Annotated in this window: 17 protein-coding genes; 7 read left to right on the top strand and 10 right to left on the bottom strand. The window is 68.2% G+C overall.

Going from position 1 to position 23720, the window contains the following annotated elements; all coding sequences use genetic code 11:
* Positions 1 to 985: 985 nt before the first annotated feature.
* The 9 genes from ACE3QW_RS07280 to ACE3QW_RS07320 all read right to left on the bottom strand — a co-directional run bounded on the left by ACE3QW_RS07280 (position 986) and on the right by ACE3QW_RS07320 (position 13067).
* Positions 986 to 1363, bottom strand: coding sequence for a nuclear transport factor 2 family protein (locus ACE3QW_RS07280; RefSeq protein WP_029558138.1), 378 nt, complete (start codon positions 1361 to 1363; stop codon positions 986 to 988).
* On the bottom strand, positions 1360 to 2679 hold the full coding sequence (locus tag ACE3QW_RS07285; RefSeq protein ID WP_374251001.1) for an aspartate aminotransferase family protein: 1320 nt from the start codon (positions 2677 to 2679) through the stop codon (positions 1360 to 1362). Before ACE3QW_RS07285 ends, ACE3QW_RS07280 begins: the two co-directional genes overlap by 4 nt.
* 92 nt (positions 2680 to 2771) lie before the next feature.
* The gene (locus ACE3QW_RS07290) at positions 2772 to 4217 is read right to left on the bottom strand and encodes a PLP-dependent aminotransferase family protein (protein WP_374251003.1); all 1446 of its coding nucleotides are present in this window, start codon (positions 4215 to 4217) and stop codon (positions 2772 to 2774) included.
* A gap of 76 nt (positions 4218 to 4293) precedes the next feature.
* A complete protein-coding gene (locus tag ACE3QW_RS07295) occupies positions 4294 to 5880 on the bottom strand; it encodes a hydantoinase B/oxoprolinase family protein (protein WP_374251004.1) in 1587 nt (528 codons plus the stop codon).
* Positions 5877 to 7880 (bottom strand): hydantoinase/oxoprolinase family protein, encoded by a 2004-nt coding sequence (locus ACE3QW_RS07300; RefSeq protein ID WP_250166146.1) that lies wholly within the window; start codon positions 7878 to 7880, stop codon positions 5877 to 5879. The genes ACE3QW_RS07295 and ACE3QW_RS07300 overlap by 4 nt, the downstream gene beginning before the upstream one ends.
* 28 nt (positions 7881 to 7908) lie before the next feature.
* Positions 7909 to 9552 (bottom strand): dipeptide ABC transporter ATP-binding protein, encoded by a 1644-nt coding sequence (locus ACE3QW_RS07305; protein ID WP_374251005.1) that lies wholly within the window; start codon positions 9550 to 9552, stop codon positions 7909 to 7911.
* The gene (locus tag ACE3QW_RS07310; protein ID WP_029558144.1) at positions 9549 to 10394 is read right to left on the bottom strand and encodes an ABC transporter permease; all 846 of its coding nucleotides are present in this window, start codon (positions 10392 to 10394) and stop codon (positions 9549 to 9551) included. Before ACE3QW_RS07310 ends, ACE3QW_RS07305 begins: the two co-directional genes overlap by 4 nt.
* Positions 10391 to 11422, bottom strand: coding sequence for an ABC transporter permease (locus ACE3QW_RS07315; protein WP_024279444.1), 1032 nt, complete (start codon positions 11420 to 11422; stop codon positions 10391 to 10393). Before ACE3QW_RS07315 ends, ACE3QW_RS07310 begins: the two co-directional genes overlap by 4 nt.
* Positions 11423 to 11426: 4 nt before the next feature.
* The gene (locus ACE3QW_RS07320; protein WP_374251006.1) at positions 11427 to 13067 is read right to left on the bottom strand and encodes an ABC transporter substrate-binding protein; all 1641 of its coding nucleotides are present in this window, start codon (positions 13065 to 13067) and stop codon (positions 11427 to 11429) included.
* Between the two features lie 283 nt (positions 13068 to 13350).
* On the opposite strand from ACE3QW_RS07320, the gene ACE3QW_RS07325 reads away from it, so the two are divergent.
* Positions 13351 to 14046, top strand: coding sequence for a helix-turn-helix transcriptional regulator (locus ACE3QW_RS07325; protein ID WP_374251250.1), 696 nt, complete (start codon positions 13351 to 13353; stop codon positions 14044 to 14046).
* 66 nt (positions 14047 to 14112) lie between these two features.
* Positions 14113 to 14487 carry a VOC family protein gene (locus ACE3QW_RS07330; protein ID WP_374251007.1) on the top strand — a complete coding sequence of 125 codons (375 nt, stop codon included), beginning with the start codon at positions 14113 to 14115 and terminating at the stop codon, positions 14485 to 14487.
* Positions 14488 to 14498: 11 nt separating this feature from the next.
* Here the strand turns inward: ACE3QW_RS07330 and ACE3QW_RS07335 are convergent, their stop codons facing one another.
* Positions 14499 to 15866, bottom strand: a complete 1368-nt coding sequence (locus ACE3QW_RS07335) for a PLP-dependent aminotransferase family protein (protein WP_374251251.1) — start codon at positions 15864 to 15866, stop codon at positions 14499 to 14501.
* A 144-nt stretch (positions 15867 to 16010) separates the two neighbouring features.
* Between ACE3QW_RS07335 and ACE3QW_RS07340 the strand changes: the two genes are divergently transcribed.
* From ACE3QW_RS07340 to ACE3QW_RS07360, 5 genes are all read left to right on the top strand, one after another.
* A complete protein-coding gene (locus tag ACE3QW_RS07340; RefSeq protein ID WP_374251008.1) occupies positions 16011 to 16877 on the top strand; it encodes a DMT family transporter in 867 nt (288 codons plus the stop codon).
* Positions 16878 to 17471: 594 nt separating this feature from the next.
* Positions 17472 to 18935 carry a porin gene (locus tag ACE3QW_RS07345; RefSeq protein ID WP_374251009.1) on the top strand — a complete coding sequence of 488 codons (1464 nt, stop codon included), beginning with the start codon at positions 17472 to 17474 and terminating at the stop codon, positions 18933 to 18935.
* Positions 18936 to 19323: 388 nt separating this feature from the next.
* Entirely contained in the window at positions 19324 to 20643 is a 1320-nt protein-coding gene (locus ACE3QW_RS07350; RefSeq protein WP_374251010.1) for a porin, read from the top strand.
* A 142-nt stretch (positions 20644 to 20785) separates the two neighbouring features.
* Positions 20786 to 22978 (top strand): OmpA family protein, encoded by a 2193-nt coding sequence (locus ACE3QW_RS07355; RefSeq protein WP_374251011.1) that lies wholly within the window; start codon positions 20786 to 20788, stop codon positions 22976 to 22978.
* A gap of 97 nt (positions 22979 to 23075) precedes the next feature.
* Entirely contained in the window at positions 23076 to 23714 is a 639-nt protein-coding gene (locus tag ACE3QW_RS07360; RefSeq protein ID WP_374251012.1) for a hypothetical protein, read from the top strand.
* Positions 23715 to 23720 lie beyond the last annotated feature (6 nt).

The raw sequence follows: 23720 nt of genomic DNA on the forward strand, positions 1-23720 counted from the left end.
CGAATTCCCCCGCCACGAGCTGCCGATCCAGAAAGCCAATTTCTGGAATTTCTGGACTATTCAGCATCCAGTAAAAACGCTCGCAACACGTTGAAAATGCGGGATATTCGATTTTCTGTATTTTCTGATTATCTGGCTATAAAACACACATTTTTATGTATAGGTATTATAATACTCATATCGACCTATAGCCTTCCAAGCCCGTACCCACTGGATGGGTGGCGGAGAGGATCAACCCCACCCGCATCCAACCCCATCTGACCCCACCTTCAACCCCACCCTAAGCGACGGTTCTCCAAATGCAACGAAATGCCTCGGAGCGCAACAATCGTTTGATAATAGCGCGTTGTGGGGGCCTGTGAAGAAGTCCAAGAGCGCCAGAGGGTCTAGGTGTGGCGGACTCCGTCTCCGCCATTTCATTCCCCGCGTCGGCACTGGCTTTTGCTCCATCCACCGACGCTGGCGGCTGAAATCCCGTTCCCATGATTCGCACCTTGCCCTCGGCAATTCGAGGCCATGCGCGAATGCGCACGGATGGTCCGGGCTGTCGCACCCGCCGTGAATGCGGATGCGACAGGGCGTAGCCTTGGCGGATTGCTCAATATCTGCGGGGTGACGGCTTTGCTCGGCACCCTCGGCGCTCGGCCTGAGCGAGCGGACGAGCAACCCAACATTGGAGAGCGGGCGCCCCAAGTCGGGGGAGGCAGCTCTCGCGAGCATATGCGCAGGGATATCGCCCGTCGGGTGTTGTTGCAGCGGCAGAAGCCTGTCCTTGACCGTCTGCAACAGCGCACGTGGGCGTGAGGGGAGCCACGCCCAACCCGATCAACAACAGATGCGCCGGCGGGAGCGTCAGCTCCGCCGGCGATTCAATCTTGAAGATAGCGCGAGGGCGGCCCTGCGAACGCCTCGACGTGGAGCGGGATCGACGCGGCTCACCGCATCACGCCGGCATCGAACGGTGCAGCGCCCCCTCTCGTCCGTCCTACGCGCTGGCGAGCGGGTCGTAAGCCCAGGCCTTGCAGACGATCTTCCAGCCGTCGGCATACTTCACCAGCAGCAGGTCATCGACGAAGCGGTTGGGCAGGAGGGCGTCGCGCACCCGCACATGGGCGGTGGAGGGGCTGGTCAGCGTCACGGCGATCACTTCGTCATGGCGCGGGTCGTTGCGGGAGGCCGGGGCGGCGCGTCCCGCCACCCGCTCCATATAGGCGTCCATACCCAGCGCTGCGGTGTTCCCACCCTCGGAGGAGAAGAGCTGCGCCTGCGGATGAAACGCCTTCCGGAAGCCTTCGACGCTGCCGAAGTAAAGCGCGTCGAAATAGCCCTGCACCGTGGCAAGAATGTTTTCGATCTCGTTCATCCCCGAGCGCCTTCCATTGTCATGTTGTGCTCGCGATCCGCGAGACAGAGGTTTTCATCGAGGATGCCAAGAAGCGTCTCGGCTTCCTGCTCCGAGATGATGAGGGGCGGCGCGAGGAAGAGGGACACCTGCTCCCCGCTGGTGCCGATCACCGCGCCCTGGGCCAGCGCGCCCGCTGCGACCCGAGAGGCGATGGGAGCCTCAACCGTGTCGGCCCGCCAGTCGCGCCAGTCGGGGCCGAACAGTTCGATGGTCCAGTGGAGCCCCTGTCCGGCAACCCGCGCGACGCTGGGATGGCGGCCGGCGATCTCGCGCAGGCGGCGGGCGAAGAGCGTCTCCAGCGCCGCGACGCGGGCCAGCAGGTCTTCCTCCACAAGGATGTCCAGATAGGCGGATACGGCAGCCATGGCCATGGGATGGCCGCGCAAGGTGCCGTAATTCTGCCAGCTCTTGCCGTCCAGCTCGGCCAGCACATCCTTGGAGAGGATGATGGCCGCAACCGGCGCCATGCCGCCGCCGAGGCCCTTGCCCAGCGTCACGATATCCGGCCGGCTCTGGCCTCCGGTGAAGGCGAAGGTGCGGCCGGCGCGGCCGAGGCCCGTCACCACTTCGTCGGCGATCCAGAGCGCGCCGTTGCGGCGTGCCAGTTCGGCCATCGCATCCTGGTAGGCGGCGTCATGGTAGAAGCCGCCCTGAGTGTAGTCGACGATCACGGCGGCCGACTGGGCCAGCTTGCCGGCCTCGCCCGCGAGGCGCTCGGCTGCGGAGCCCGCAGACGGGCTGGCATCGGCGAGATAGAGCGCGCCGTCGGGGGCGGGCAGTACGTGCACCTGGGCGCCGGGCGGGGGCACCTTGGTCTCGCCCGGGGCGGCGAGGCCGCCATGCCAGTGCGGCTGCACCGTGACGTCGCGGCTCAGGCCGACGAGGCCGTGATAGGCGCGCTCGCGGGTGGCGATGGCCTTTCTTCCCGTCAGGGCCTGCGACAGGGAGAGGGCGAGGTCGTTGGCCTCGCTGCCGCTCAGGCAGAAGCGGACCGCGCCCGCCCAATGCGCCTCCTCGCTCAGACCCACCTCGAAGAGGCGCTCGGCGGCAGCGTCCCGCCCGCGCCAGTTCCAGCCCTCGCTCACCATGGGCAGGGTGGCGGCCTCGCGCAGCGCAGCCGCCATGCGCGGATGGCCATGGCCCAGAGGGCCGCCGGTATTGCTGCCGTCGAGAACCTTGCGTCCGTCGCTGAGGTGGAAATAGACGCCCTCGCCCCCCACCACCAGCGGCGCGGCTGAGCCAGCGTTAAGACCCGTCCGAAGCAGCCTGCTCATTGCGCGTTCCTTACCCGTCATGGGAGCGAACCTAGGAAGGGGCGCTGGATCGCGATAGCTCCAGTTTCAGGGATAATCGGTGAGCCAGAATCCTAGGCCGGAAAGAGAGCGGCGACGGCGGAGAGCTTGTTGAACGCCTCCTCCTTGGGGAGCCGTCCATAGCCGATGATGAGGCCCTGACGGTCCGCCGGCCCCACGTAGCATTGAGAGAGGGGCTGCACGAAATGACCGGTCCCCAGGCTGCGGCGCGAAATGTCCGTGTCGCTGATGCGGTCCGCAACGCCCGGACGGAACTGTGCCGTCAGGTGCAGGCCGGCGGGGAGCGAGGCAATTTCCACCTTGTCGCCCAGCAGCGCATCGACAGCGTCGATCACCGCCTTCTGCCGCTCGCCGTAGACCTTGCGCATGCGTCTGAGGTAGCGCAGCAGGTGGCCTTCGCGCAGGAACCGCACCAGGGCGAGCTGGGCCGTACCTGCGGGATGGACGTCCACCCGCGCGCGCCCCCGGCCGAAAGCGTCGACGAAGCGCGGGCTCGCAACCAGATAGCCCATGCGCAGGCTCGGCAGCATGACCTTGGAAAACGTCCCGAGATAGACCACCCGCCCCGAGCGATCGAGCGACTTGAGGGAGGCCGTCATGCTGCCGCGGTGGCGGAATTCCGAATTGTAGTCGTCCTCGATGATCCAGCTGCCCTGCCGGTTGGCCCACTCCAGCAGCGCCTGTCGCCGCTCCAGCGCCATGGGCACGCCGAGTGGGAATTGGTGCGAGGGTGTCACCACGGCCACCTTGGCGTTGGGGGCGCGGCGGATGCCTTCCTCCACCACCAGCCCCTTGTCGTCCACGGGTACGGGCACCAGCTTCGCGCCGGCAGCCTTCAGGCTCCAGCGGGCCTCGATGAAGCCGGGCTCCTCCACCCACACCTCGTCGCCGGGATTGAGCAGCATCCGGCTGCACAGGTTGAGCGCGCCGGAGCTGGCGGAGGTGATGACCACCTCATCCGGCTGGCACAAGAGGCCGCGCACCGCGCCGAGATATTCCGCCGTCGCCTCGCGCAGCGGTCCCCAGCCGAGCGGAGACATGTCGATGCAGGCCGAGGCGGGCGGGTTCGCCCAGCTCTGGCGCAGCATGCGTGACCAGACCTCGAACGGGAAGGTGGAGAGGTCCGGGGCGCCGGGGCTGAAGGGCGAACCGAGGTCGAACTCGTAGCCGGTCTCCAGCACTGCCAGCCACGCGTCGGACAGCCAGTCGCCATCGACCCCGGCTTCGGCGACCGGCACGGCCGCACCCGAGGACTTGGCCACGGCCGCGACCTCGACGCCGCCGCGGGGCACCGAGCGCAGGTAGCCTTCCGAATACAGAAGGTCGAACGCGGTGAGGACGATGGCGCGCGAGCAACCCAGCTCCTCCGCCAGCGTGCGCGACCCGGCCAGCCGCGTGCCGGCCTTGAGCCGGCCGTCCAGGACCTGATTGCGCAGATGGGCGGCGACCTGCTGGTAGAGCGGCAGGTCGGAACTCCGGTCCAGGCCGAGCCCCGCCATGGAAATGCGACGCCCGGCGGCAGCAGGCCCGGCGGCGCGGCGTTCCCTGGGTTGGCTCGGCACCGTTACGCGCTCCTCAGCTCGAAGGCGGGGGCGCCCCGAATCCTCCCCCGCCGCATCCCTCTATGGTGACGAGATCGCCCGCCTCAAGCAGAAGGTTGGCTTTGCCCGGCAGGGCTGAGACGACCCCGCCGCGCTCGAGGGTGATGACATAGGGCGCGCCCGCTTCTCCCCCTTGCAGGCCATAGGGCGGAATCTTCGTGCGCTCCACGCAGGTGGTCAACCACATGGAGGGCGCCAGCACCCGGTAGCTGCGCACAATGCCGTCGCCGCCCACGTGCCGTCCCTTTCCGCCGGCGCCCCGGCGGATGGACTGGCGCTCCACGCGGATGGCGTAGTTGGCCTCGATCACCTCGGCCGGAGTGTTGGAGGTGTTGGCGAGATGCACGCGCGTGGCCGGCGCGCCATCGCGGTCGTGCCGCGCGCCCTCGCCGCCGCCATGGACCTCGTAGAGCATCCGCCAGCTCTCGTCCGGCAGGGGCTCGGCGAAGGCGAGAAGGCCGGAGGTGGCGGGGCCACCCGCCGAGAGGCGCTCGGGGATGACCTTCTCCATGGCCCGGAACACCGCATCCACGACCCGCATGGACGTTTCATGGTTGCCGGCCGCCACCGCCGCCTTCCAGCCCGGCTCCAGGATGGAGCCCGGCCGGGTGAGAATGGTGAGCGGACGCAGGGCGCCGGCATTCTGCTGCATGTCCCGCCCGCTCAGGATGCGCGCCGCATAGACCACGGCGGAGCGGGCGATGAAGGGCGTGGTGTTGCAGAAGGTGGCGACGCGGTCGGCGGAGCCGGAGAGGTCGAAGGTGGCTTCATCGCCGCGAATCTCGATGCGCACATGGATGCGCGAGGGGGCGTCGTCCGGCCCGCCGTCATCAAGGAAATCCTCGCCCTCATAGGTGCCGTCCGGCAGGTCGGCGATGGCCGCCCGCATCTCGGCTTCGGAGAGGTCGTGGAGGCGTGCCATCGCGGCGACGAAGGTGTCGGTGCCGTGCTGCGCGCACATTTCGTGGATGCGCCGCTCGGCCGCGCTGGTGGCCGCGAGCTGCGCCAGCAGGTCGCCCTCGCACGACACCGGGTCGCGGACGTTGGCGAGGATGAAGTCGAGCACCGGGCGGTTGACGCCGTCCGTGTTGGCGATCAGCAGCGGCGGAATGCGGATGGCCTCCTGGAAGGTGTCCACCGCCTTCGCCAGATAGCTGCCCGGCCAGGTGCCGCCCACATCAGGCCAATGGGCAAGGCTGAGGGCAAACGCCACCAGCCGGCCGTCCACGAACACGGGGCGGGCGACCTTCACGTCGTTGAGGTGATTTCCGCCGAGCGCGCCCACGTTGTAGACGATGGCATCGCCCTCCCGCATGGTCGCGGCGGGATACACCTTCAGGAGTTCCGGGACCGTGTAGCACATGGCGCCGAGATGGATGGGGATGTCCCGGCCCTGTCCCACGAGGCCGCCAGCCGCATCCATGATGGCGGACGAAAGATCCCCGGCCTCCCGCAGCAGCGGCGAGCGCGCGGAGCGGGTCATGACGAGGCTCATCTCTTCCGCCGCTGCCGAAAGGCCGTGGCGGATCACTTCGACGACGAAGGGGTCCAGGGTGCTCATGCTGCGCTCCGCGTCATGAAGAGATTGCCGAGATCGTCGGGGCGAACCTGCCAGCCGGGCGGCACCACCACGGTCGACCACGCATCCTCGATGATGGCCGGGCCATGGACCGCGCCGGACAAGGTCTCGCGCGGCAGGATGGACGTCTCGACGGGGCCGGAGGCGTCGAACACGCACAGGCGCGTGCGCGCCGTCCCCTGCGCGCGGCCCACGTCCGGACGCGAGAAGGGAACCGAAGAGGGCTTCAGCGCCTGGATGCGGAGGGCTTCGATGACGCACGCCTCGTCCGTCGCGTAGCCGAACAGGTCGCGGTGGCGGCGATGGAAGTCGGCCTCGAGCCGGGCAAGGTCCAGCGGCATGGCGAAGGGGATGGGAATGCTGTCGCTCTGGGCGCTGTAGCGCATCAGCGCCACATGCTCCACGGCGATCTCCTCCCGTGCGATGCCGTTGGCGAGCAGCGGCCCGGTCGCTTCGCCCGACAGCTCCGCGACCCGCGCCGCGAAGGCCGCATGCGGGAAGTCGGCGAGCGGCATCCGCACCGTGCCCTGCTGGAGGAAGGAGAAGTCGGCCGTCAGGCAGCCGAGCGCCGAGAAGGCACTGGAGGCGGCCGGCACGATGATTTCCGAGAGGCCGTACATGTCGGCGAGACCCGCCGCATGCATGGGGCCGCCGCCGCCGAACGCGAGCAGGGTGCAATCGCGCCCGTCCACGCCCCGCTCGACCGTCACGCGCCGCAAGGCCCGCGCCATGGCGGCGCCCGCCACCTTGACGATGCCCAACGCGGTCTCGGTGATGCCCAAGCCCAGTTCGGCGGCGATGGGCGCGATGACCCGCCGCGCCGCCTCCACGTCGATCTGGATGGTGTCGCCGAGCCGAGCCTCGGGATCGAGATAGCCGAGCACCGCATTGGCGTCGGTGATGGTGGGCCGATCGCCGCCGCGCCCGTAGCAGGCCGGCCCGGGCATGGAGCCCGCGCTCTTCGGGCCGACCGCGAGGCCGCCCGGTCCGAGCGTGACGATGGAGCCGCCGCCGGCGCCGATGGAATGCACCGCGAGCATGGGCTGGCGCAGGGGGCGGCCGCCCATCATGCGGGTGTCGGTCATCTCGGCGGCGCCATCGACGATCAGGCAGACGTCGGTGGTGGTGCCGCCCATGTCGAAGGTGAGCACGCGCGGCCGGTCGAGGGTGCGGGCGATGCGGGCGGAGGCGGAAACGCCGGCAGCGGGGCCGGACATGGCCATCACCAGCGGCCGGCGCTTGACCGCCGGCACGGGCACCATGGCGCCGGCCGAATGGAACACCTGCAAGCCCGCGCCGATGGGCAGGCGGCGCTCCAGCTCGGTGAGATATTCCACGGCGATGGGCATGGCCGCCGCGTTGAAGGCCGTGGAGGAGGCACGCTCGTACTCGCGCGCCTCGGGATTGATCTCGTGTGACACGCAGACGTGGGGAACCACGCCTTCGATGGCCGCCGCGATCTGCTTTTCATGCTCCGGGTTGGCATAGGAATGCAGCAGGCAGATCGCGACGCTCTCCACCTTGTTCTCCACGAGCCACGCCTTGAGGCGCTCGATCTCGGCCGCGTCCAGGGCCTCGATCACCTTGCCGGTGGGGTCGAGGCGCTCGCGGATGCCGAAGCACAGGCTCGCCGGCACCAGCGGCAGCGCCTTGGGCCGTATGTCGAGGCGGTAGAGTTCCTCGCGGCGATAGCGGGCGATTTCCAGCACGTCCTCGAAGCCGGCCGTCGCCACCAGCGCCACCCGCGGCAGCCGCTCCTCCACCAGCGCGTTGGTGACGCGGGTGGTGCCATGGACGAAGCGGCGCACCGCCTCCGGCGCGACGCCTACCGCCGCCAGGGCTTCCAGCATGGCGGTGACGGGCGCGTCGGGTCGGGAAGGAACCTTGGCGATCCGCGTCTCATTGGTGTCGGGCCTGACGGCGATGATATCGGTGAAGGTGCCGCCGATGTCTGTGCCGATGTCCCATAGCCTCGTCGTCACGTCGGTTCTCTCCTGCCTCGCCACGGCCTCAGGCGGTGGCGGTCTGCACGGGTTCGAAATGGGGGATGGCGCCGAGCAGGTCGCGGGTGTAGGCGGCCTGCGGATTGCGGAAGAGGGCGTGGCTTTCCCCCTCTTCAACGATGCGCCCGTGACGCATGACGATGGTGCGCTCGCACATCATCCGCACCACGTTGAGGTCGTGGCTGACGAAGAGGAAGGAGAGCCCTTCGTCATGCCGCAGATCGTCGAGCAGTTTCAGCACCACCGCCTGAACGGAAACGTCGAGGGCCGCCGTGGGCTCGTCCAGCACCAAGAGGCGCGGCTCGACCGCAATGGCGCGGGCGATGCCGATGCGGGCCTTCTGGCCGCCGGACAGCTGATGGGGAAAGCGCGTCAGCAGGTCGCGCGACAGGCCGCAGCGTTCGGCCACCTCTTCCACCCGCCGTTTCACCTGCGCGGCGTCGGTGAGCTTGGCGAGGCGCCGCACCGGCCGGGCGATGCATTCGAAGGCGGTGAAGCGGGGATTGAGGCTCTCGTGCGGGTCCTGGAACACGATCTGGATCTCGCGCCGCCAGGGGGAGTCGTGGAACGTCCGCAGAGGGATGGCGCCGATGTCCACCCCATCGAACATGATCCGTCCGCCGTCCGCATCGGCGAGGCGGCAGACGATGCGCGACAGGGTGCTCTTGCCCGAGCCGGATTCGCCCACCAGGCCAAGGCTCTCGCCGGCTTTCAGTGTGAGGGAGACATCCTCCACCGCCAGCGTGCTGTCGAAGCGCTTCACGATGTTCGAGACATCGAGCAGCACCCGCGCCTCGCGGGGGTCCCTCGGGGTCGCGCGCGGGGCGCGTGGTGCTTCGCCCACCAGTTCTTCGACGGTGGAGGTCGGCGTCGGGGAGGCAGCCACCAGCCTGCGGGTATAGGGATGGGAGGGATGTCGGAAGATGTCGATGGCGGGCGCGGCTTCCACCACGCGGCCCTGCTGCATCACCATCACATCCCGACAATAGCTGGCGGCCAGCCCCAGATCGTGGGTGATGAGGATGAGCGCCATGCCGCGCTCTGCGGTGAGCCCGGCGATGAGATCCATCACCGTCTTCTGGGTGGTGACGTCGAGGCCCGTGGTCGGCTCGTCGGCGATGAGCAGGGAGGGGTTGCAGGCGATGGCCATGGCGATCATCACCCGCTGGCACATGCCCCCCGACAGCTCCGCCGGATAGGCGTCGAACCGCTTGTCCGCATCGCGGATCCGCACCGCCTCCAGCAACTCCAGCGCGCGGGCCCGCAGCACCGCCCTGGGCAGGTTTTCATGGGCGGCGATCGCGTCCATGACCTGCAGGCCGATGGAGCGGATGGGGTTGAGGGCGGTGCGCGGGCTCTGGAACACCATGGAGATGGCGGCCCCGCGCAGGGCCTTCATGCGCGCCGGATCGGCGCGGGTGATGTCCTCGCCCCGGAACAGGATGCGCCCCTTGGGGATGCGCGCGGCCCGATCCAGGAGCTGCGTCACCGCATAGGCGGTGACCGATTTGCCAGAGCCGCTCTCGCCCACCACCGCGAGCGTGCCGCCCGGCGCGAGCGTGAGGTCGATGCCGCGCACCGCTTCCACCAGTCCCTCGCGGGTGCTGAAGGCGACGTGCAGGTTCTGGATGTCGAGGAGGGGGCCGCTCACGTGCGCATCCTCGGATCGAGGATGTCGCGCAGGCCGTCACCGAGCAGGTTGAAGCACAGCACGGCCAGCATCAGCGCAAGGCCGGGAAAGGCCACCAGCCACCATTGGCCGTTGCCGATGAAGCGGGCGCCTTCGGCCACCATGATCCCCCATTCCGGGGTTGGGGCCTGCACGCCGAGGCCGAGGAAGGACAGGCCCGCCGCGTTCAGGATGGCCCAGCCGAGATTGAGCGAGATCTGCACCGCCATGGCCGGCAGGATGTTGGGCAGCAGATAGGCGAGCACGATGGTGACGTGGCTTTCTCCGCCGGCACGGGCGGCCTCCACCCAGCCGGCATGGCGGCGCACGTTCACCTCGGCGCGGGCGAAGCGGATGTAGAAGGGCAGGTTGATGAGGGCGGTGGCGATGACGATGTTCTCCACCCGGTTGCCGAGCGCGGCCACCAGAGCCATGGCCAGGACGAACAGGGGAAAGGCCATCAGAACGTCCACCAGACGCCCGACATACCGGTCGATGCGTCCACCGGCATAGCCGCACAGGGCGCCGATGGTGGCACCTGCCACGAACGACAGGAGCACCGCGGAGACGGCGATGCCGAGATCGAGCCGCGTGGCGGCGATCAGGCGGCTGAAGATGTCACGGCCCAATTGGTCGGTGCCCGCCCAATGGGCCGCGGAGGGCGGCTGGAGCGCGGCGGGGACGTTGGAGGCGATGGGATCATAAGGGGTGATCCACGGCGCGAGGATGGCGATGGTGACGAGCATCAGGGCGCCCGCCGCCGCGCCGGCCGTCACCGGGTTGCCGCGCAGCACCCATCCGGCATGGCGAAGCGTGGCGCTCATTTCAGGGAGATCCGCGGATCTACGATGCCGTAGAGGACATCGATGGTGAGATTGACCATCACGAAGATGACCGCGATGAGCAGCACGAAGCCCTGCACCGGCGCATAGTCCGAGGCCAGCAGCGCGTCGAGCGCGTAGGAGCCGATGCCAGGCCAGGAAAACACTTTTTCGACCAGCACGTTGGCGCCGAGCATGGTGGAAAAGACGATGCCGATGATGGTCAGCACCGGCAGCAGGGCGTTCCTGAGCGCATAGACCACGACCACCCGCCAGTCCGACATGCCCACCGAGCGCGCGGTGCGGATGAAGTCCGAGCCGAGCACCGCCAGCAGCGAGGCCCGTGTCATGCGCGCCAGCGGCGCAAGGACGAAAAGTGCCATGGTGCAGGCCGGCAGGATCAACTGCCCGAAGGCCGCCTTCCAGCCCGCCAGATCCCCCACCAGGAGGAAGTCGACCAGCAGAAAGCCGGTGATCCCCGGCGGCGGGGCCGCGAAGATATCGATGCGCCCCGTCGGGTCCGGCGCGAGGCCGAGCAGATAGTAGAAGACGTAGATCAGCAGCAGGCCGGTGACGAAGGTCGGCACGCACACGCCGAGGGTGCAGAGGAAGCGCACCCCGTGATCGATGAGCGAGTTCGGCCGCAGCGCCGCGACGATGCCGAGCGGCAGCGCCAGCGCCAAAGCCAGCACCAGCGCAAACAGCGTCAGCTCCAGCGAGGCGGGCATGCGCTCGGCGAGATCGGCGATCACCGGCTGGCCGGTGGTCATGGACTGCCCGAGATTGCCGCGGGCCAGATCGCCCACATAGCGCAGGAACTGCTCGGGAATGGGCCTGTCGAGGCCCATCGTCTCGCGGATCTGGGCCATCTCGGCCTGTCCGGCATTCGGCCCGGAGGCGAAGAACGCCGCCGGGTCGCCCGGCAGCACGCGCATCAGCAGGAAGGTGAACAGGACCACCCCGAAGAGCGCCGGCAGGGAGGCGAGAAGATGCCTCCCCACCCTGCGACCGATGTTGAGCAGCGTGGACATGCCCTCAGGCCCTGCGCAGGTCTCGGTAATCCACCTGCCCATGGAACCAGTAGGTGTAGCCGTCGATGACCGGCGCCATCACCGCGTCCTGGTTGGGCTGCCAGACCATGATCATGGGCACGTCGCGGGCCACGATGTCGACCATCTGGCGACAGGTCGCCTCATAGGCGGCCGCGTCGGCCTCGAAGCGGGCAGCCTGGGCCAGCGCGTCCAGCTTCGGATTGGAGAAGCCGCTGAAGTTCCAGCGATGGTCGCCGGTGAAATAGTTGCGCAGGAAATAGTCCGGCGCCGGCAGCCAGGCCGTCCCGGCCGAAATGAAGAACGGCACCCGCCGTTCCACTTCCATGCTGGCCATCTGGGCGGGGGGCAGCTTCTGGATGGAGACATCGACGCCGATGGCGCCGAGGGCTTCGCGGATCAGTGTGGCCATGGGCTCGGCGACGGCGGCGACGCCCGCCGAGAACGAGAAGGTGGTCTTGAACCCGTCAGGGAAGCCGGCTTCCGCCAGCAGTGCCTTGGCCTTGGCGGCATCGGTCCTGAAGGGCAGGGGCTGGGGGAAGGCGCCGTTGGGCGCGTCGGTCCACGTGGCGCCGAACAGGGGGCGGCCCCGGCGGAACAGGGCGGCCTCGAACATGGCCTCGTAGGGAAGCGCCGCCGCGACCGCGGCCCGCACCTTGGGATTGTCGAACGGCGCCATGCGCGTGTTGAACACGATGGCGGTGAAGCCGTTGATCTGCGGCGTCGCCACCAGCTTGATCTTGCCGCGGGCCTCCAGCGCGCTGATGTCGCTGGACTGCAGGTCGATGGCGATATCCGCGTCGCCGCGCTCAAGAAGGTTCGCGCGGGTGGCGGCTTCCGGGACGGTCTGGGCGATCACCCGCTTGAAGTAGGGCAGCGCGCCGCCGGCACCGTTCTTCCACGCCTCGTTGCGCTTCAGGATGGTCTGCTGGCCGGACTTGTACTGCTCCACCATGTAGGCGCCGCCGCCGGCGGTGTTTTCCTTGAGCCAGTTCTGCGCCCACGGATCATCCGCAGTGGCGTTGCGACGCGCCAGCGTGCTGTTGAACATGGGCGAGAGCGGCACCGCGAGATTGGCGAGCGCGAGCCGGTCGGGCCGGTCGAGGGAGACCTCGACCACACCCTCGCCGACCACCTTGAACTGCTCCGGCTTCGTCAGCGAGCCGGTGGCGATCTGCCCCGCCGCGAGGGACTTGGCGGAAACAGCGCGATCAAGCGACCACTTCACGTCCTCGGCCGTGACCGGTGCGCCATCGTGCCAGGTGGCACCCTTGCGCAGGTGGAAGGTGAAGGTGCGCCCATCGGCCGAGCGGTCGATCTTCTCCGCCAGCTCGCCGCGGATGTTGTCGAAGTCGAAGACCCAGGAGCCGTTGACCTGCTTGCGGCCATAGGAGGCCAGGCGATCATACACGGCGGTGGAGAGGCCGAAGGATTCGCGCGTGGCGCCCGGCGTGGTCGGGTCCAGGGTGTTCACCGTGCCGGCGAGCACATGGCGCAGGGTCTCGGCGCGGGTCTGTGCCTGCGCGGCATCAAGACGCCCGAACGAACCCAGGGCTCCTCCGGCTGCGGACGCGAGTACGGCTTTCAGGCCCTGCCTTCTGGTGAAGGCGAAGCGATCGAAACTCATGGTCCAGACCCCTCTGGTCGGAAGGAAGGTTCGACGTCATTCGACGTTCGGATCTTTTTCTGGCTCAGACCATGACAGCTCTACGGCTAATCGATAGGTCCAGAATTGGCTCAAAAGAATGTGCCAGATTGACCGATGCCGTGAGCCAGCGATGGACCCTCGGCACAAAAATGCCCTCGGCCATGGTGAAATTTGATGGCGGATCCACAGCCCTTTGCGCGTTGGGGCCGGAATGGCCCACCTGCCACTTTCTGGCAGCAGCCGGCGGTGTAGACTTGCGGGCATGTCCCGTTCGGAACGCCTTCTCGATCTCCTCCACGCTTTGCGGCGCCATCGTCGCCCGGTGAGCGGCAAGGTTCTGGCGGATGAGGTCGGCGTCAGCATCCGCACCCTCTACCGCGACATCGCCAGCCTCCAGGCGCAGGGCGCAACCATCGAGGGAGAGCCCGGCGTCGGCTATGTCCTGAAGCCGGGCTTCTTCCTGCCGCCGCTGATGTTTTCGACGGAGGAGATCGAGGCGCTCGTCCTCGGCTCCCGCTGGGTGGCGGAGCGGGCGGACGGCCACCTGCGCGATGCGGCCCTGAGCGCGCTGGCGCGCATCGCCGCCGTGCTGCCGCCTGACCTGCGGGACGAACTGGACGCATCGTCCCTGCTGATCGCCCCGGGTGCGGATATTCCAGCCGACGCAATCGATCCTGCCGTTCTGCGCAAGGCGATCAGGACGGAACGCAAGCTGTCGATGTCCTATCGCGACGGTTCCGGTGCGCCGTCGCAGCGTGTCGTCTGGCCGTTCGCGCTGGCCTTCTTCGACCATGTGCGCGTGCTGCTTGGGTGGTGCGAGCTGCGCCAGGACTTCCGCTCCTTCCGCACCGACCGCATTGCCGTCGCGGACCTGCTGGAGGAGCGCTATCCCGCGCGCCGTCAGGCGCTGTTGAAGCAATGGCGGATCGCGCAGAAAAAGGACCGCCCGGACGCGTGATGCTGCCGGAATCTGGCAGTGGTGAACACTAGGGTCTCGCCTGTCCATCACGACAGGAACCCGCAAATGGCCAGCAAGAACAACATTCTCCTTTACGTCGCCGATGCGTCGGCGAGCGCCGCCTTCTATGCGACTCTCCTTGGAACGCAGCCCGTCGAGGCGAGCCCGACCTTCGCCATGTTCATCCTTCCGTCCGGTCTGGGCCTCGGACTGTGGGGACGCAGCGGCGTGACGCCTGCGCCGGTCGCCGCCGGCGGAGGCTGTGAAATCGGCTTCAAGGTGGATGCGCCCGAAGCGGTCGATGCGAGGCACGCCGAATGGCTGGCCAGGGGCGCGGCGATCGCCCTGCCGCCCATCGACCTCGAATTCGGCCGAAGCTTCGTCGCGCTCGATCCGGACGGGCACCGTCTGCGCGTCTATGCCCTGAACGAGGAGATGTAGGCGCGCCCGGCTCACCCCATGGCCCGTGCCAGCGCCGCGAGAACACGCGGATCGCTCATCTGCGCCACGTTGAAGCGCAGGAACGCGCCGGCGGACTGGGCCACGCTGAAGACGTTGCCGGGGGCGAGGATCACCCCTTCTCCCCGGCAGCGTGCCGCGGTCGTCGCGGACTCAAGCCCCTCCGGCAGGCGGCACCAGAGATAGAAGCCGCCCCGCGGCATCAGCCACGGGACGATGCCGAGCCGGCCGAGTTGTTCGGCCGCCGCCAGCCGGGCGCGCGTCAGGCGATGGCGCACCTCCTCCATATGCTTGCGATAGCCGCCTCCGGTCAGGATGCCCGCCACCAGTTCGCCCGCCACGGGACTGACGGCGCCGAAGCTGGTGGCGATCTGCAGGTCGCTCAACGCCTCGATCCACTCCGGCCGTGCCGCGATGTAGCCGCAGCGGATGGCCGAGGAGAGGGTCTTGGAGAAGCTGCCGATGCGGATCACCCGGCTCAGCCCGTCGAGGATGGCGAGGCGGGGGGAGGGGGCCGGCTCGAAATCGGCGAAGATGTCGTCTTCTACGATGGTGAGCCCGCGCGCCTGCGCGAGGGTCAGGACACGATGGGCCGTCTGGGGGGAGAGGGTGGCGCCGGTCGGATTCTGGAGCGCGGAGTTGGTGATGTAGAGGCGGGGCGATTCTTCCGCGAGGACCTGCTCGAAGGCGGCAAGATCCGGCCCCGCGGGCGTCATGGGCACGCCGATGACGCGGACGGAGTGAGCGCGCAGCAGCGCATGGAAATTGAAGTAGCAGGGGTCGTCCACCAGCACGGCATCGCCCGGCCGCAGCAGCAGCCGGCAGACGAGATCGATGGCCTGCGTGCCCGAACCGGTGAGCATCACCTGGTCGAACGTTGCACCGATGCCCTCCTCCGCGAACCGCCCCAGCAGCAGCCGGCGCAGCGCCAGCGGGCCGCGCGTGCTGCCATATTCCGTAAGCAGCGCGCCGTCTGCGCGGGCGAGCGTTCGCAGACCCTTCCGCAGGGCGGCGACGGGCATCCAGTCGTCCGGCAGCCAGCCGCAGCCGGGCTTGAGCACGGACGGGCCGGCATCGAGCGACTGCTTCGACACCCAGAAGGGGTCGATATCGGGCGCGCGCGGCGCATCCGCCTGGCCCAGCGCCATCAGCGGCGGATCGCGCGGTGGCAGGCCCGCGCCCGTCACGTAGAAGCCCGAGCCGCGGCGCGCACGGATGACACCCTCCGCTTCCAGCCGGTCATAGGCCTCCACCACCGTGGAAGGAGAGACGCCCATCGCCGTGGCGAAGCGGCGGACCGACGGCAGCCGATCGCCGGGCGTAAGGGCGCCGCCTGCGATGCGGCCCCAAATCTCCGCCATCAGGGCCTCGGTGCGCGTCGTGGCGAGCTTTGGCAAGGCCACTGTTTGGCTCCGTGGACTCATACAGTTTGGCAGAATTGTATGTGAGTGTGGCTGTCTCCGCCACCAGCGCGGGCGTATCGCGGGCCGCGAAAGCGAGGCACCATGGAACGCAATGCAGCCGGCTGGGGCAGCGGATTTCTCGGCGTCGTCATCTTCAGTGGCTCGTTGCCGGCGACGCGGCTCGCCGTCGCCGACTTCTCGCCGCTCTTCCTCACCTCCGCGCGAGCCGTCATCGCCGCGCTCATCGCCGGGGTGTTTCTGGCGGCGCATCGCCAGGTGCGGCCGGCCGCGAGTGACCTTCTCTCTCTCGCCATCGTCGCCGTCGGCGTTGTGGTCGGCTTTCCGCTGCTCACCGGACTGGCGCTGCAGCACATCACGGCGGCGCACTCCATCGTCTTCATCGGCCTGCTGCCGCTCGCGACCGCCATCTTCGGCGTGCTCCGCGGCGGCGAGCGGCCGAAGCCGGCGTTCTGGCTGTTCTCCTGCGTCGGAGCGGCGACCGTGGCAGGCTTCGCCTTGTCACGCAGTGCGGACGGCTCCCTGTCGGGAGACCTGCTGATGATCGGCGCCGTCGTGCTCTGCGGGCTCGGTTATGCCGAGGGCGCGACCCTTTCGCGGCGCCTGGGCGGCTGGCAGGTCATCTCATGGGCGCTGCTGCTGTCGCTGCCATTCATGGCGGCGATCGCCCTGACGGTCCGTCCCGATGGCTGGGCGGGAATCGGGCTGCCGGCCTGGGCGGGTCTCGCCTACGTCTCGGTGTTCAGCATGCTGGTGGGATTCGTCTTCTGGTATCGCGGCCTCGCACTGGGCGGAATCGCCGGGGTCGGGCAGTTGCAGCTGCTGCAGCCCTTCCTCGGGCTGATGCTGGCGGCTGCGGTACTCGGGGAGAGCATCGCGTGGCCCATGCTCGCCGCCACCGGTGTGGTGGTGCTGTGCGTGGCCGGCGCCCGGCACTTCGCCCACCGCTGAAGGGCTGGGCGAACCGGGCGTCGCGATTCGAGCCAGGCTGCCATAAGGGAAACCCTTGCACGGTATGGTTCGGCGGCGAAAACGGTTGCCGCAATCGCAGGGCACCGGCCCCTTCCGTCGTCACCACGACCGGGGCCGTGCGAGGGTCCGGAGCCGGCTCGGCGGCCCAAGACGGCGGCACCATGGTGGGTGCCCCGGCCGGAGAGAACGGGCAGCCTCAATGGTCCAGTTCAAGCACGTCGCAGAGCCGAGTGTTGCAAAAATACACAATTTTTATCAATGGCTTAACCCTAATCATCCCCCGCAGCCCCCAGTCCGGGGTTTGGTATCAAGGTAGGCCATCACCCAGCGTGCCATTCCTGCAACACCCGCTGGAAAAGCACCCTCGCGAGGCCGTGAACGGCGTGGTTTGGATTGATCACAGGTTGGCCTTTTGTATGTTGGCTTTGCGACGAAGGGGGGCAGTCCCCGGTCGACCGGTCCGCGTTCGGGGGGTCTGAACGCGGAATGGGAATCGGGGCAAGAACCCTCTCGGGGTGCAGCCGCACCGGCGAAGCGGAACTCGCTCCCTCGGAACCAAACTTGGAGGTCACGATGAAGATGGTGAAGAGCCTTCTCCTCGGCAGCGCGGCGGGTCTCGTCGCGGTCGCTGGAGCCCAGGCCGCCGACCTGCCTGTCAAGGCAAAGCCGGTTGAATACGTGAAGGTCTGCTCTGCCTACGGCGCGGGCTACTTCTACATCCCCGGCACCGACACCTGCATCAAGATCGGCGGCTACGCCCGCTTCGATACTTATGTGAACGCCGTCGGCACCTTCAACCCGGCCATCTCCTCCAACACCGGCACGTACTTCAACGGTCCCGGCGTTGGTACTTTCGCCTATCCCTTCAAGGATGGTGATGATCCGGATTACCTGACCCGCGTCCGCGGCGTCGTCGACTTCGACGCCCGCACCCAGACCGATTACGGCACGCTCCGCTCCTACGTGCGCTTCGGCGCCGAGTGGAACTCGTCTTCGGGCGCTGGCGTCGGTCCGGCGAACAACCTCTACTTCGAGCGCGCGTTCATCCAGTTCTCGGGCTTCACGTTCGGTTACACCCAGTCGTTCTTCGACACGGGCGTCGGCTACATGCTGACCACCCCGTATGCGGGTTCGAACATGTGGAACACCGTGCTGGCCTACACCGCGCAGTTCGGCAACGGCTTCTCGGCGACCCTGTCGGTTGAAGACGCCGCGAACCGTACGACCGGCGTGCAGATGACAGGCTCGACCTTCCAGCCGGTGTTCAACGTCACGACCGGCGCGACCGGCCTGACCTACACCAACTACCAGGGCGGTCAGCAGGCTCCCGACATCGTCGCGAACCTGCGCTATGATGGCGCCTGGGGCATGGTTCAGCTGTCTGGCGCTCTGCATCAGGTCGTGACCTCGCTGCCGCTCTATGCCGGCTTCTTCCCGGGCATGGGCACCACCAACCAGTGGGGCTGGGCTCTCGGCGGCAGCGCCGAGTTCAAGCTCCCCATGCTTGCCGCCGGCGACAGCCTCTACCTGCAGGCCAACTACGAGCAGGGCGCTGCGTCCTACATCGGCCTGTCCGGCACCGCGCAGGGTCGTTCCACCTCGGTCGGTTCCATCAGCCTGACCCAGGTTGGTGGCTCGCTGATCCCGTCGGGCGCCTTCTACACCGTGGCTGACGCCGTGGCCGACCTCTTCGGTCAGCCCGCGCTCACCACCGGCTGGGCCATCCAGGGCCAGTTCCGCCACTACTGGACCCCCGGCCTGCGGTCGGCGATCTACGCTGGCTACCTGTCCTACTCGGTGCCGACCAACATCGTCGCCGCCCAGGACTTCAACATGTGGCAGGTGGGTTTCAACACCATCTGGTCGCCTGTTAAGAACCTCGATATCGGCGCGGAAATTCTGTACACCAAGGTTGACGGTTCCGTGCCGCTCAACAACTACGCTTCGGTCAACGCTGCCGGCAATCCCCAGGGTTCGCTGGTGGGCGGCTCCACCGACATCGTGTCGGGCGGCATCCGCGTGCAGCGCAACTTCTGATCCTTCGCGATCGGACGAAGAACCCCGGTGGGCAACCACCGGGGTTTTTCTTTGTCTGCACTCCTGCACCCTGCAGGAGCTTTTTGTTTTCGTGATCCCGTACGACATTCATTCGAGATCAGGTCGCGCCCTACAGTGCGCGTCGATTTGCTGGCCGCGCCACCAAGTTCTGGCGCCCGCATGATTTCGGCATCGCTCGAATCTACTTCACGTTATGCTGCGCTTGAGCGATGAGCGGATCGCGGCGCGGTGTTTTCATTTTGCCGCTTCCAGCGCCGACCGCGCGAGTTGTTCCGTGAGTGCCATCTAGAGGTGGCAACGGAGGATTTGCGCGTCTGCGCACGTTGAGCCCGCTGCTGGCCGCTTGTGAGTACCGCGAGAGGGGTGGATGCCGGTCGCCCGCGCCATCGTAATGCGCTGTCTCCCCTGCCTGATCCTTCTCGGAGCGGTCGGCGGGATCGTGGCCGGTTGGGCGCAGGGGCAGGCGGCGGCCGCGGACTTGCTCTCGCCCCCTGCAGCCGGCGGTCGCGTGAGGGCCTGCACGGCACAAGGACCGGGGTTTTTCTTCATCCCGGGCACAGACACCTGCCTGCGTATCGGCGGATACCTTTGGGGCGAGGGTTATTACAACACCTATTCCGCCTTCCCGCCGAATTACGACAAGACATATTCGATCGCCACGGGCGCCCTCATCATCGATACCCGTACTGACACGGAATATGGTGTCGTTCGAAGCTATTTCGAAACCCGCTACCAGTGGCGCACGTCCGACCCCTGGTCGGATGGCCCGAACACACCGACCGGGAAGCAATCCGCCCAGCTCGACCTGCGCGACATCTACGTGCAGTTCGCCGGCTTCACCGTCGGCCACACCCAGTCGTTCTTCGATTTCTACGGCAATGCCAACGTGTTCGGCACAGATGCCGCCACCATTGGCGATGATACCCGCCTGAATCTGATCGCCTACACCTACGAGCTCTCGCGGAGCCTCAGCACGACCCTCGCCCTGGAAGACGCGGCGGACCGCCAGAGCGGCATTCTTGCCCGCAGCCCCAGCCTCTTCGGCCCGGCTGACTACCAGGCCGGGGTAGGGGCTCCGGACGTGGTGGCCAACCTGAAATCACAGGCGTCCTGGGGCACCCTCCAGCTGTCCGGCGCCTTGCATCAGGTCAGCGCGACCACGCTTGAGACGCCCCTCGCCACGGTGAATGGCGGCTGGGGCTATGCGCTTCAGGCGGGCGCCATGTTCAACCTGCCCGCGTTCGGAGAGGGCGACACGCTTTATCTCCAGGCGGCATACGCGAAGGGCGCCACCTCTTATCTGGGGCTGCAGGACCCATCCGGGGCCTACGATCCGCCGGACGCCTTCCTCGGTGCCTTCGGCGAGGTGCACAAGGTGTCCGGCTGGAGCGCCACGGCCTCGTTCCTGCACAATTGGAACGAGCATTGGAGTTCGGCCCTTTTCGGCGGCTATGCAGCCTACGACTTCAACAATACTGGCGTGCAGGCCTCATACGGCGCATCCGGTGGCACGAACCTCAATGTCGGCGGCTACCTGGCCTTCACGCCGGTGAAGCAATTCACCATTGCCCTGCAATACGATTACAATTCCAATGCCGCGACGAACTACAGGCTAACGCCCTTCTCACCGGCGCAATCTTCGGTGGGGGCGCAACAGGTGCTGCTGTTCATCTCCCGCGATTTCTGAGGGCGTCCGGCGCACCGCCTCGCCCCTCTAATGCCGTCTTCGCCCGCGAGGCTTCCGGTGCGACGGCGAATTATGCTGAAGTCCCCTTCCGGCTCCCGAGAGCGGGGCGGACAGCGGGGTGTGCGTGGTGCGGCAAGGCGAGGTGAAAAGAGCGGGCGAGGACGGGCCCCGGCAGGTCCAGCCGCGCCGGGGCGGGATCTGGCGACGCCTGTGGCCTCTGGGGGCCGGCCTCGCAGCCCTCGCCACGCTCACGGTCTTCGCCATCCTGTTCGGCCGCGGGCCTATCCAGTCCGACCTCGATTCGGCGGCGCGGGATGTGCTCGCGCGGACGGGGGAATCCTGGGCTTCGGCCCGCTTTCAGGGCCGGGACGCCACCTTGGAGGGCGAGGCCCTCGCCGAGGAGGCGCGGACCAAGGTGCGCGCCTCGCTGGAAGGCCTGTTCGGCGTCCGCGTGGTGCGTGACGCAACCACCCTGCTGCCGGAGCGGCACCCCTTCACCTTCAGCGCGGTGAAGGACGGACGCACGATCGCCGTTGATGGCTACGTTCCCTCCGCCGATGGCCTGGTGCGGATCGTCGCGGCTGCCCGCAGTGGCGGGGACCAGGTCACAGGACAGAACCGGCTGGTGCGGGCCCGCGGCGCCCCGCCCGGTGATTTCGCCGCGCTGGTCATCTTCGGGCTTGGCCAGCTGAAGCGCCTCCCGTCCGGTCGGCTCACCCTGTCGGATGGCGCGATTGCGCTGGAGGGGCGGGCGCGCGACCTCGCGAGCTATGACGAACTGGCCCAGACCCTGCACGGCCCGCTGCCCGGCGGCATGGTGCTCGCGCGCTTCGAGGTGCGCCCACCGGTCGCCGCCCCGTTCCTGTGGTCGGCGGTGCGCGATGGCACGGTGCTGCGGCTCAGCGGCTACGTTCCCTCGGCCGAGGCGCGGGCCGAAGTGGCGAAGGCGTTGTCCTCGACCGTGCCGGGCATCGGCATCAAGGACGACACCCTGCTCGCCGACGGCGCGCCGAGCGCGGAGCTCTGGATGCGGGCGGTGCGCTTTGCCGGCTCGGCCCTGGCCCAGCTTCCGGAGGGCCGGGTGACGCTCTCCGATTCGACCCTTTCGATCGAGGGCGTCGCGCCCAGTTTCACCTCCTTCGACATCCTCCTCACGCTGCGCCGGCAGCCGCCCGAGGGCTTCCAGATCGTGCGCTTCGCGGTCGAGCCACCGCGCGCCTCCCCGTTTACCTGGCAGATCGAGCGCAACCCCGAGCAGGTGCAGCTTTCCGGCTTCGCGCCGTCCGAAGAGGCCCGCCGCCTGCTGCTGGATGCCGCGCGTTCGGGCTTTCAGGGCATGCCGGTCGCCGACGATCTGCAACTCGCCTCCGGAGGTCCGGCGCCCGAGGTGTGGGCGAGCGCCGCCAGCTTTGCCGTCGCCCAGCTGGCCCGGATGCATGCCGGCTCGGCCGAGGTGACGGGCACGCGGATGGTGCTGTCGGGCGAGGCGGCCGATTCCGCGGGCTATCTCGCCGTGGTGCAGGCGGTACGCACGCCGCCGGCCGGCGTCACGGTCGATGCCAGGGGCGTGCGGCCGCCGTCCATCTCGCCTTACGTCTTCTCGGTGCGGCGGGAGTCCGGCGAACTCACGGTCTCCGGCTTCTATCCGGACGAGGCGGCGCACGTCGCCATCAAGACTGCGCTGGAGCGCGATTTCCTGCGCGAAAAGGTCAATGACGTGTCGGCGGTCGGCGGCGGAGCGCCATCCGGATTTCGCGATGCGGTGCTCGCCGGGCTCGCACAGCTGTCCCGTCTTTCCTCCGGCGAACTGAGCGTCGCCGATGCCCAGATGCGCCTGAGCGGAACGGTGCTCGACGCAACCGTGGGCGGAGAGGTGGAGGCCGCGCTCAAGCGCGCGGCGCGGCCGCCGTTCGTGATCGAGACGGCGCTCCAGCTCGCCCCGCCCGCCCCGCCGGTGAGCGTCGCGGAATGCGGCCGGCTGGTCGGCGAGCTGCTGTCGCGGGGAACGGTCCGTTTCGTCGGCGCCACTGCGGACATCGATGCCCTGAGCCGTGGCCTCGTGGATCGTATTGCCGCCGTGCTGAAGCGATGCCCGGACAGTCTGGTGCGTGTGTCCGGCCATACGGACGGCGTCGGCGATGGAGCAGCCAATCTGCGTCTATCGGAGGCGCGGGCGAAGGCTGTGGTCGCCGCCCTTGGCGCGGAAGGCATAGCCTCCGATCGGCTGACGGCGGCAGGGCTCGGCTCCGGCCAGCCGGTGGCGCCCAACGACACCGAGGCGGGCAGGGCGCTCAACCGGCGCATCGAGATCGAGGTGAAGGAGCGCGCGCCATGATCTATCTCGCCATCGCTCTTTGGCCTTACGTGATCGGTGCGGCCGCGATCGGCCTCGCCACCGGCTACGCGCTGGGGCGGAATGGGGGGAGCCGGCCATGACCGCCTTTGCCATCGAGGTGGCCCTGCTCCTCGCCCTCGTCTTCGCTGCCGCGCTGGCGGTCGGCTATCGCCTCGGCCGGAAGCACCGCCCAGCCGAACCACCGGTGCAGGCCGAAGTCCTGCCACCTCCCGCCGTCGTGGAGCGTTCGTCCGTTCCTGCCGCGCCTCAGCCTCAGCCGGAACCGCCTGTCCTGGTCGAGCCAGCGCCCTCGCCCCAGCAGGACCTGTTCGCGCGGCTCGGCATCGCCGACATGAATGCGGTGCCGCCTCTGGATGAAGAGGAGGAGGACGAGCCGCCGCCTCCGGCCACACAATCGCCGGCCCGCCCCGCTCCGCGCGTCCGGCGACGGCCGCCGGAGAGCCTGCCGGGGGTGCGCCCGCCCGCCCTCGACGCGCCGGAGGGCGAGGGGGCGGACGATCTCAAGCAATTGAAGGGCATCGGTCCGCAGAACGAGCAGCGGCTCAACGAGATCGGCATCTTCCATCTTCGGCAGATCGCCGCATGGACGCCGGAAGAGGCCGCCTGGGTCGGCAGCTATCTCGCATTCCCCGGCCGCATCGAGCGCGAGGACTGGATGGGGCAGGCGAAAGCCATCCTCGAGGGTGGAGCACCGCCGCCCCGTCGGCGGCGGTGAGCCGGG

The organism is Xanthobacter sp., from assembly GCF_041911315.1.
In the GTDB taxonomy this organism is placed as follows: domain Bacteria; phylum Pseudomonadota; class Alphaproteobacteria; order Rhizobiales; family Xanthobacteraceae; genus Xanthobacter; species Xanthobacter aminoxidans.

Excerpts from the sequence above, each read along its gene's own strand:
- ACE3QW_RS07335 (WP_374251251.1), bottom strand. The coding sequence starts at position 15,866 with ATGGCGGAGATTTGGGGCCGCATCGCAGGCGGCGCCCTTACGCCCGGC.
- ACE3QW_RS07280 (WP_029558138.1), bottom strand. The coding sequence starts at position 1,363 with ATGAACGAGATCGAAAACATTCTTGCCACGGTGCAGGGCTATTTCGAC.
- ACE3QW_RS07325 (WP_374251250.1), top strand. The coding sequence starts at position 13,351 with ATGTCCCGTTCGGAACGCCTTCTCGATCTCCTCCACGCTTTGCGGCGC.
- ACE3QW_RS07290 (WP_374251003.1), bottom strand. The coding sequence starts at position 4,217 with ATGGCGGGGCTCGGCCTGGACCGGAGTTCCGACCTGCCGCTCTACCAG.
- ACE3QW_RS07330 (WP_374251007.1), top strand. The coding sequence starts at position 14,113 with ATGGCCAGCAAGAACAACATTCTCCTTTACGTCGCCGATGCGTCGGCG.
- ACE3QW_RS07310 (WP_029558144.1), bottom strand. The coding sequence starts at position 10,394 with ATGAGCGCCACGCTTCGCCATGCCGGATGGGTGCTGCGCGGCAACCCG.
- ACE3QW_RS07295 (WP_374251004.1), bottom strand. The coding sequence starts at position 5,880 with ATGAGCACCCTGGACCCCTTCGTCGTCGAAGTGATCCGCCACGGCCTT.
- ACE3QW_RS07345 (WP_374251009.1), top strand. The coding sequence starts at position 17,472 with ATGAAGATGGTGAAGAGCCTTCTCCTCGGCAGCGCGGCGGGTCTCGTC.
- ACE3QW_RS07340 (WP_374251008.1), top strand. The coding sequence starts at position 16,011 with ATGGAACGCAATGCAGCCGGCTGGGGCAGCGGATTTCTCGGCGTCGTC.
- ACE3QW_RS07315 (WP_024279444.1), bottom strand. The coding sequence starts at position 11,422 with ATGTCCACGCTGCTCAACATCGGTCGCAGGGTGGGGAGGCATCTTCTC.
- ACE3QW_RS07350 (WP_374251010.1), top strand. The coding sequence starts at position 19,324 with ATGCCGGTCGCCCGCGCCATCGTAATGCGCTGTCTCCCCTGCCTGATC.
- ACE3QW_RS07360 (WP_374251012.1), top strand. The coding sequence starts at position 23,076 with ATGACCGCCTTTGCCATCGAGGTGGCCCTGCTCCTCGCCCTCGTCTTC.
- ACE3QW_RS07285 (WP_374251001.1), bottom strand. The coding sequence starts at position 2,679 with ATGAGCAGGCTGCTTCGGACGGGTCTTAACGCTGGCTCAGCCGCGCCG.
- ACE3QW_RS07320 (WP_374251006.1), bottom strand. The coding sequence starts at position 13,067 with ATGAGTTTCGATCGCTTCGCCTTCACCAGAAGGCAGGGCCTGAAAGCC.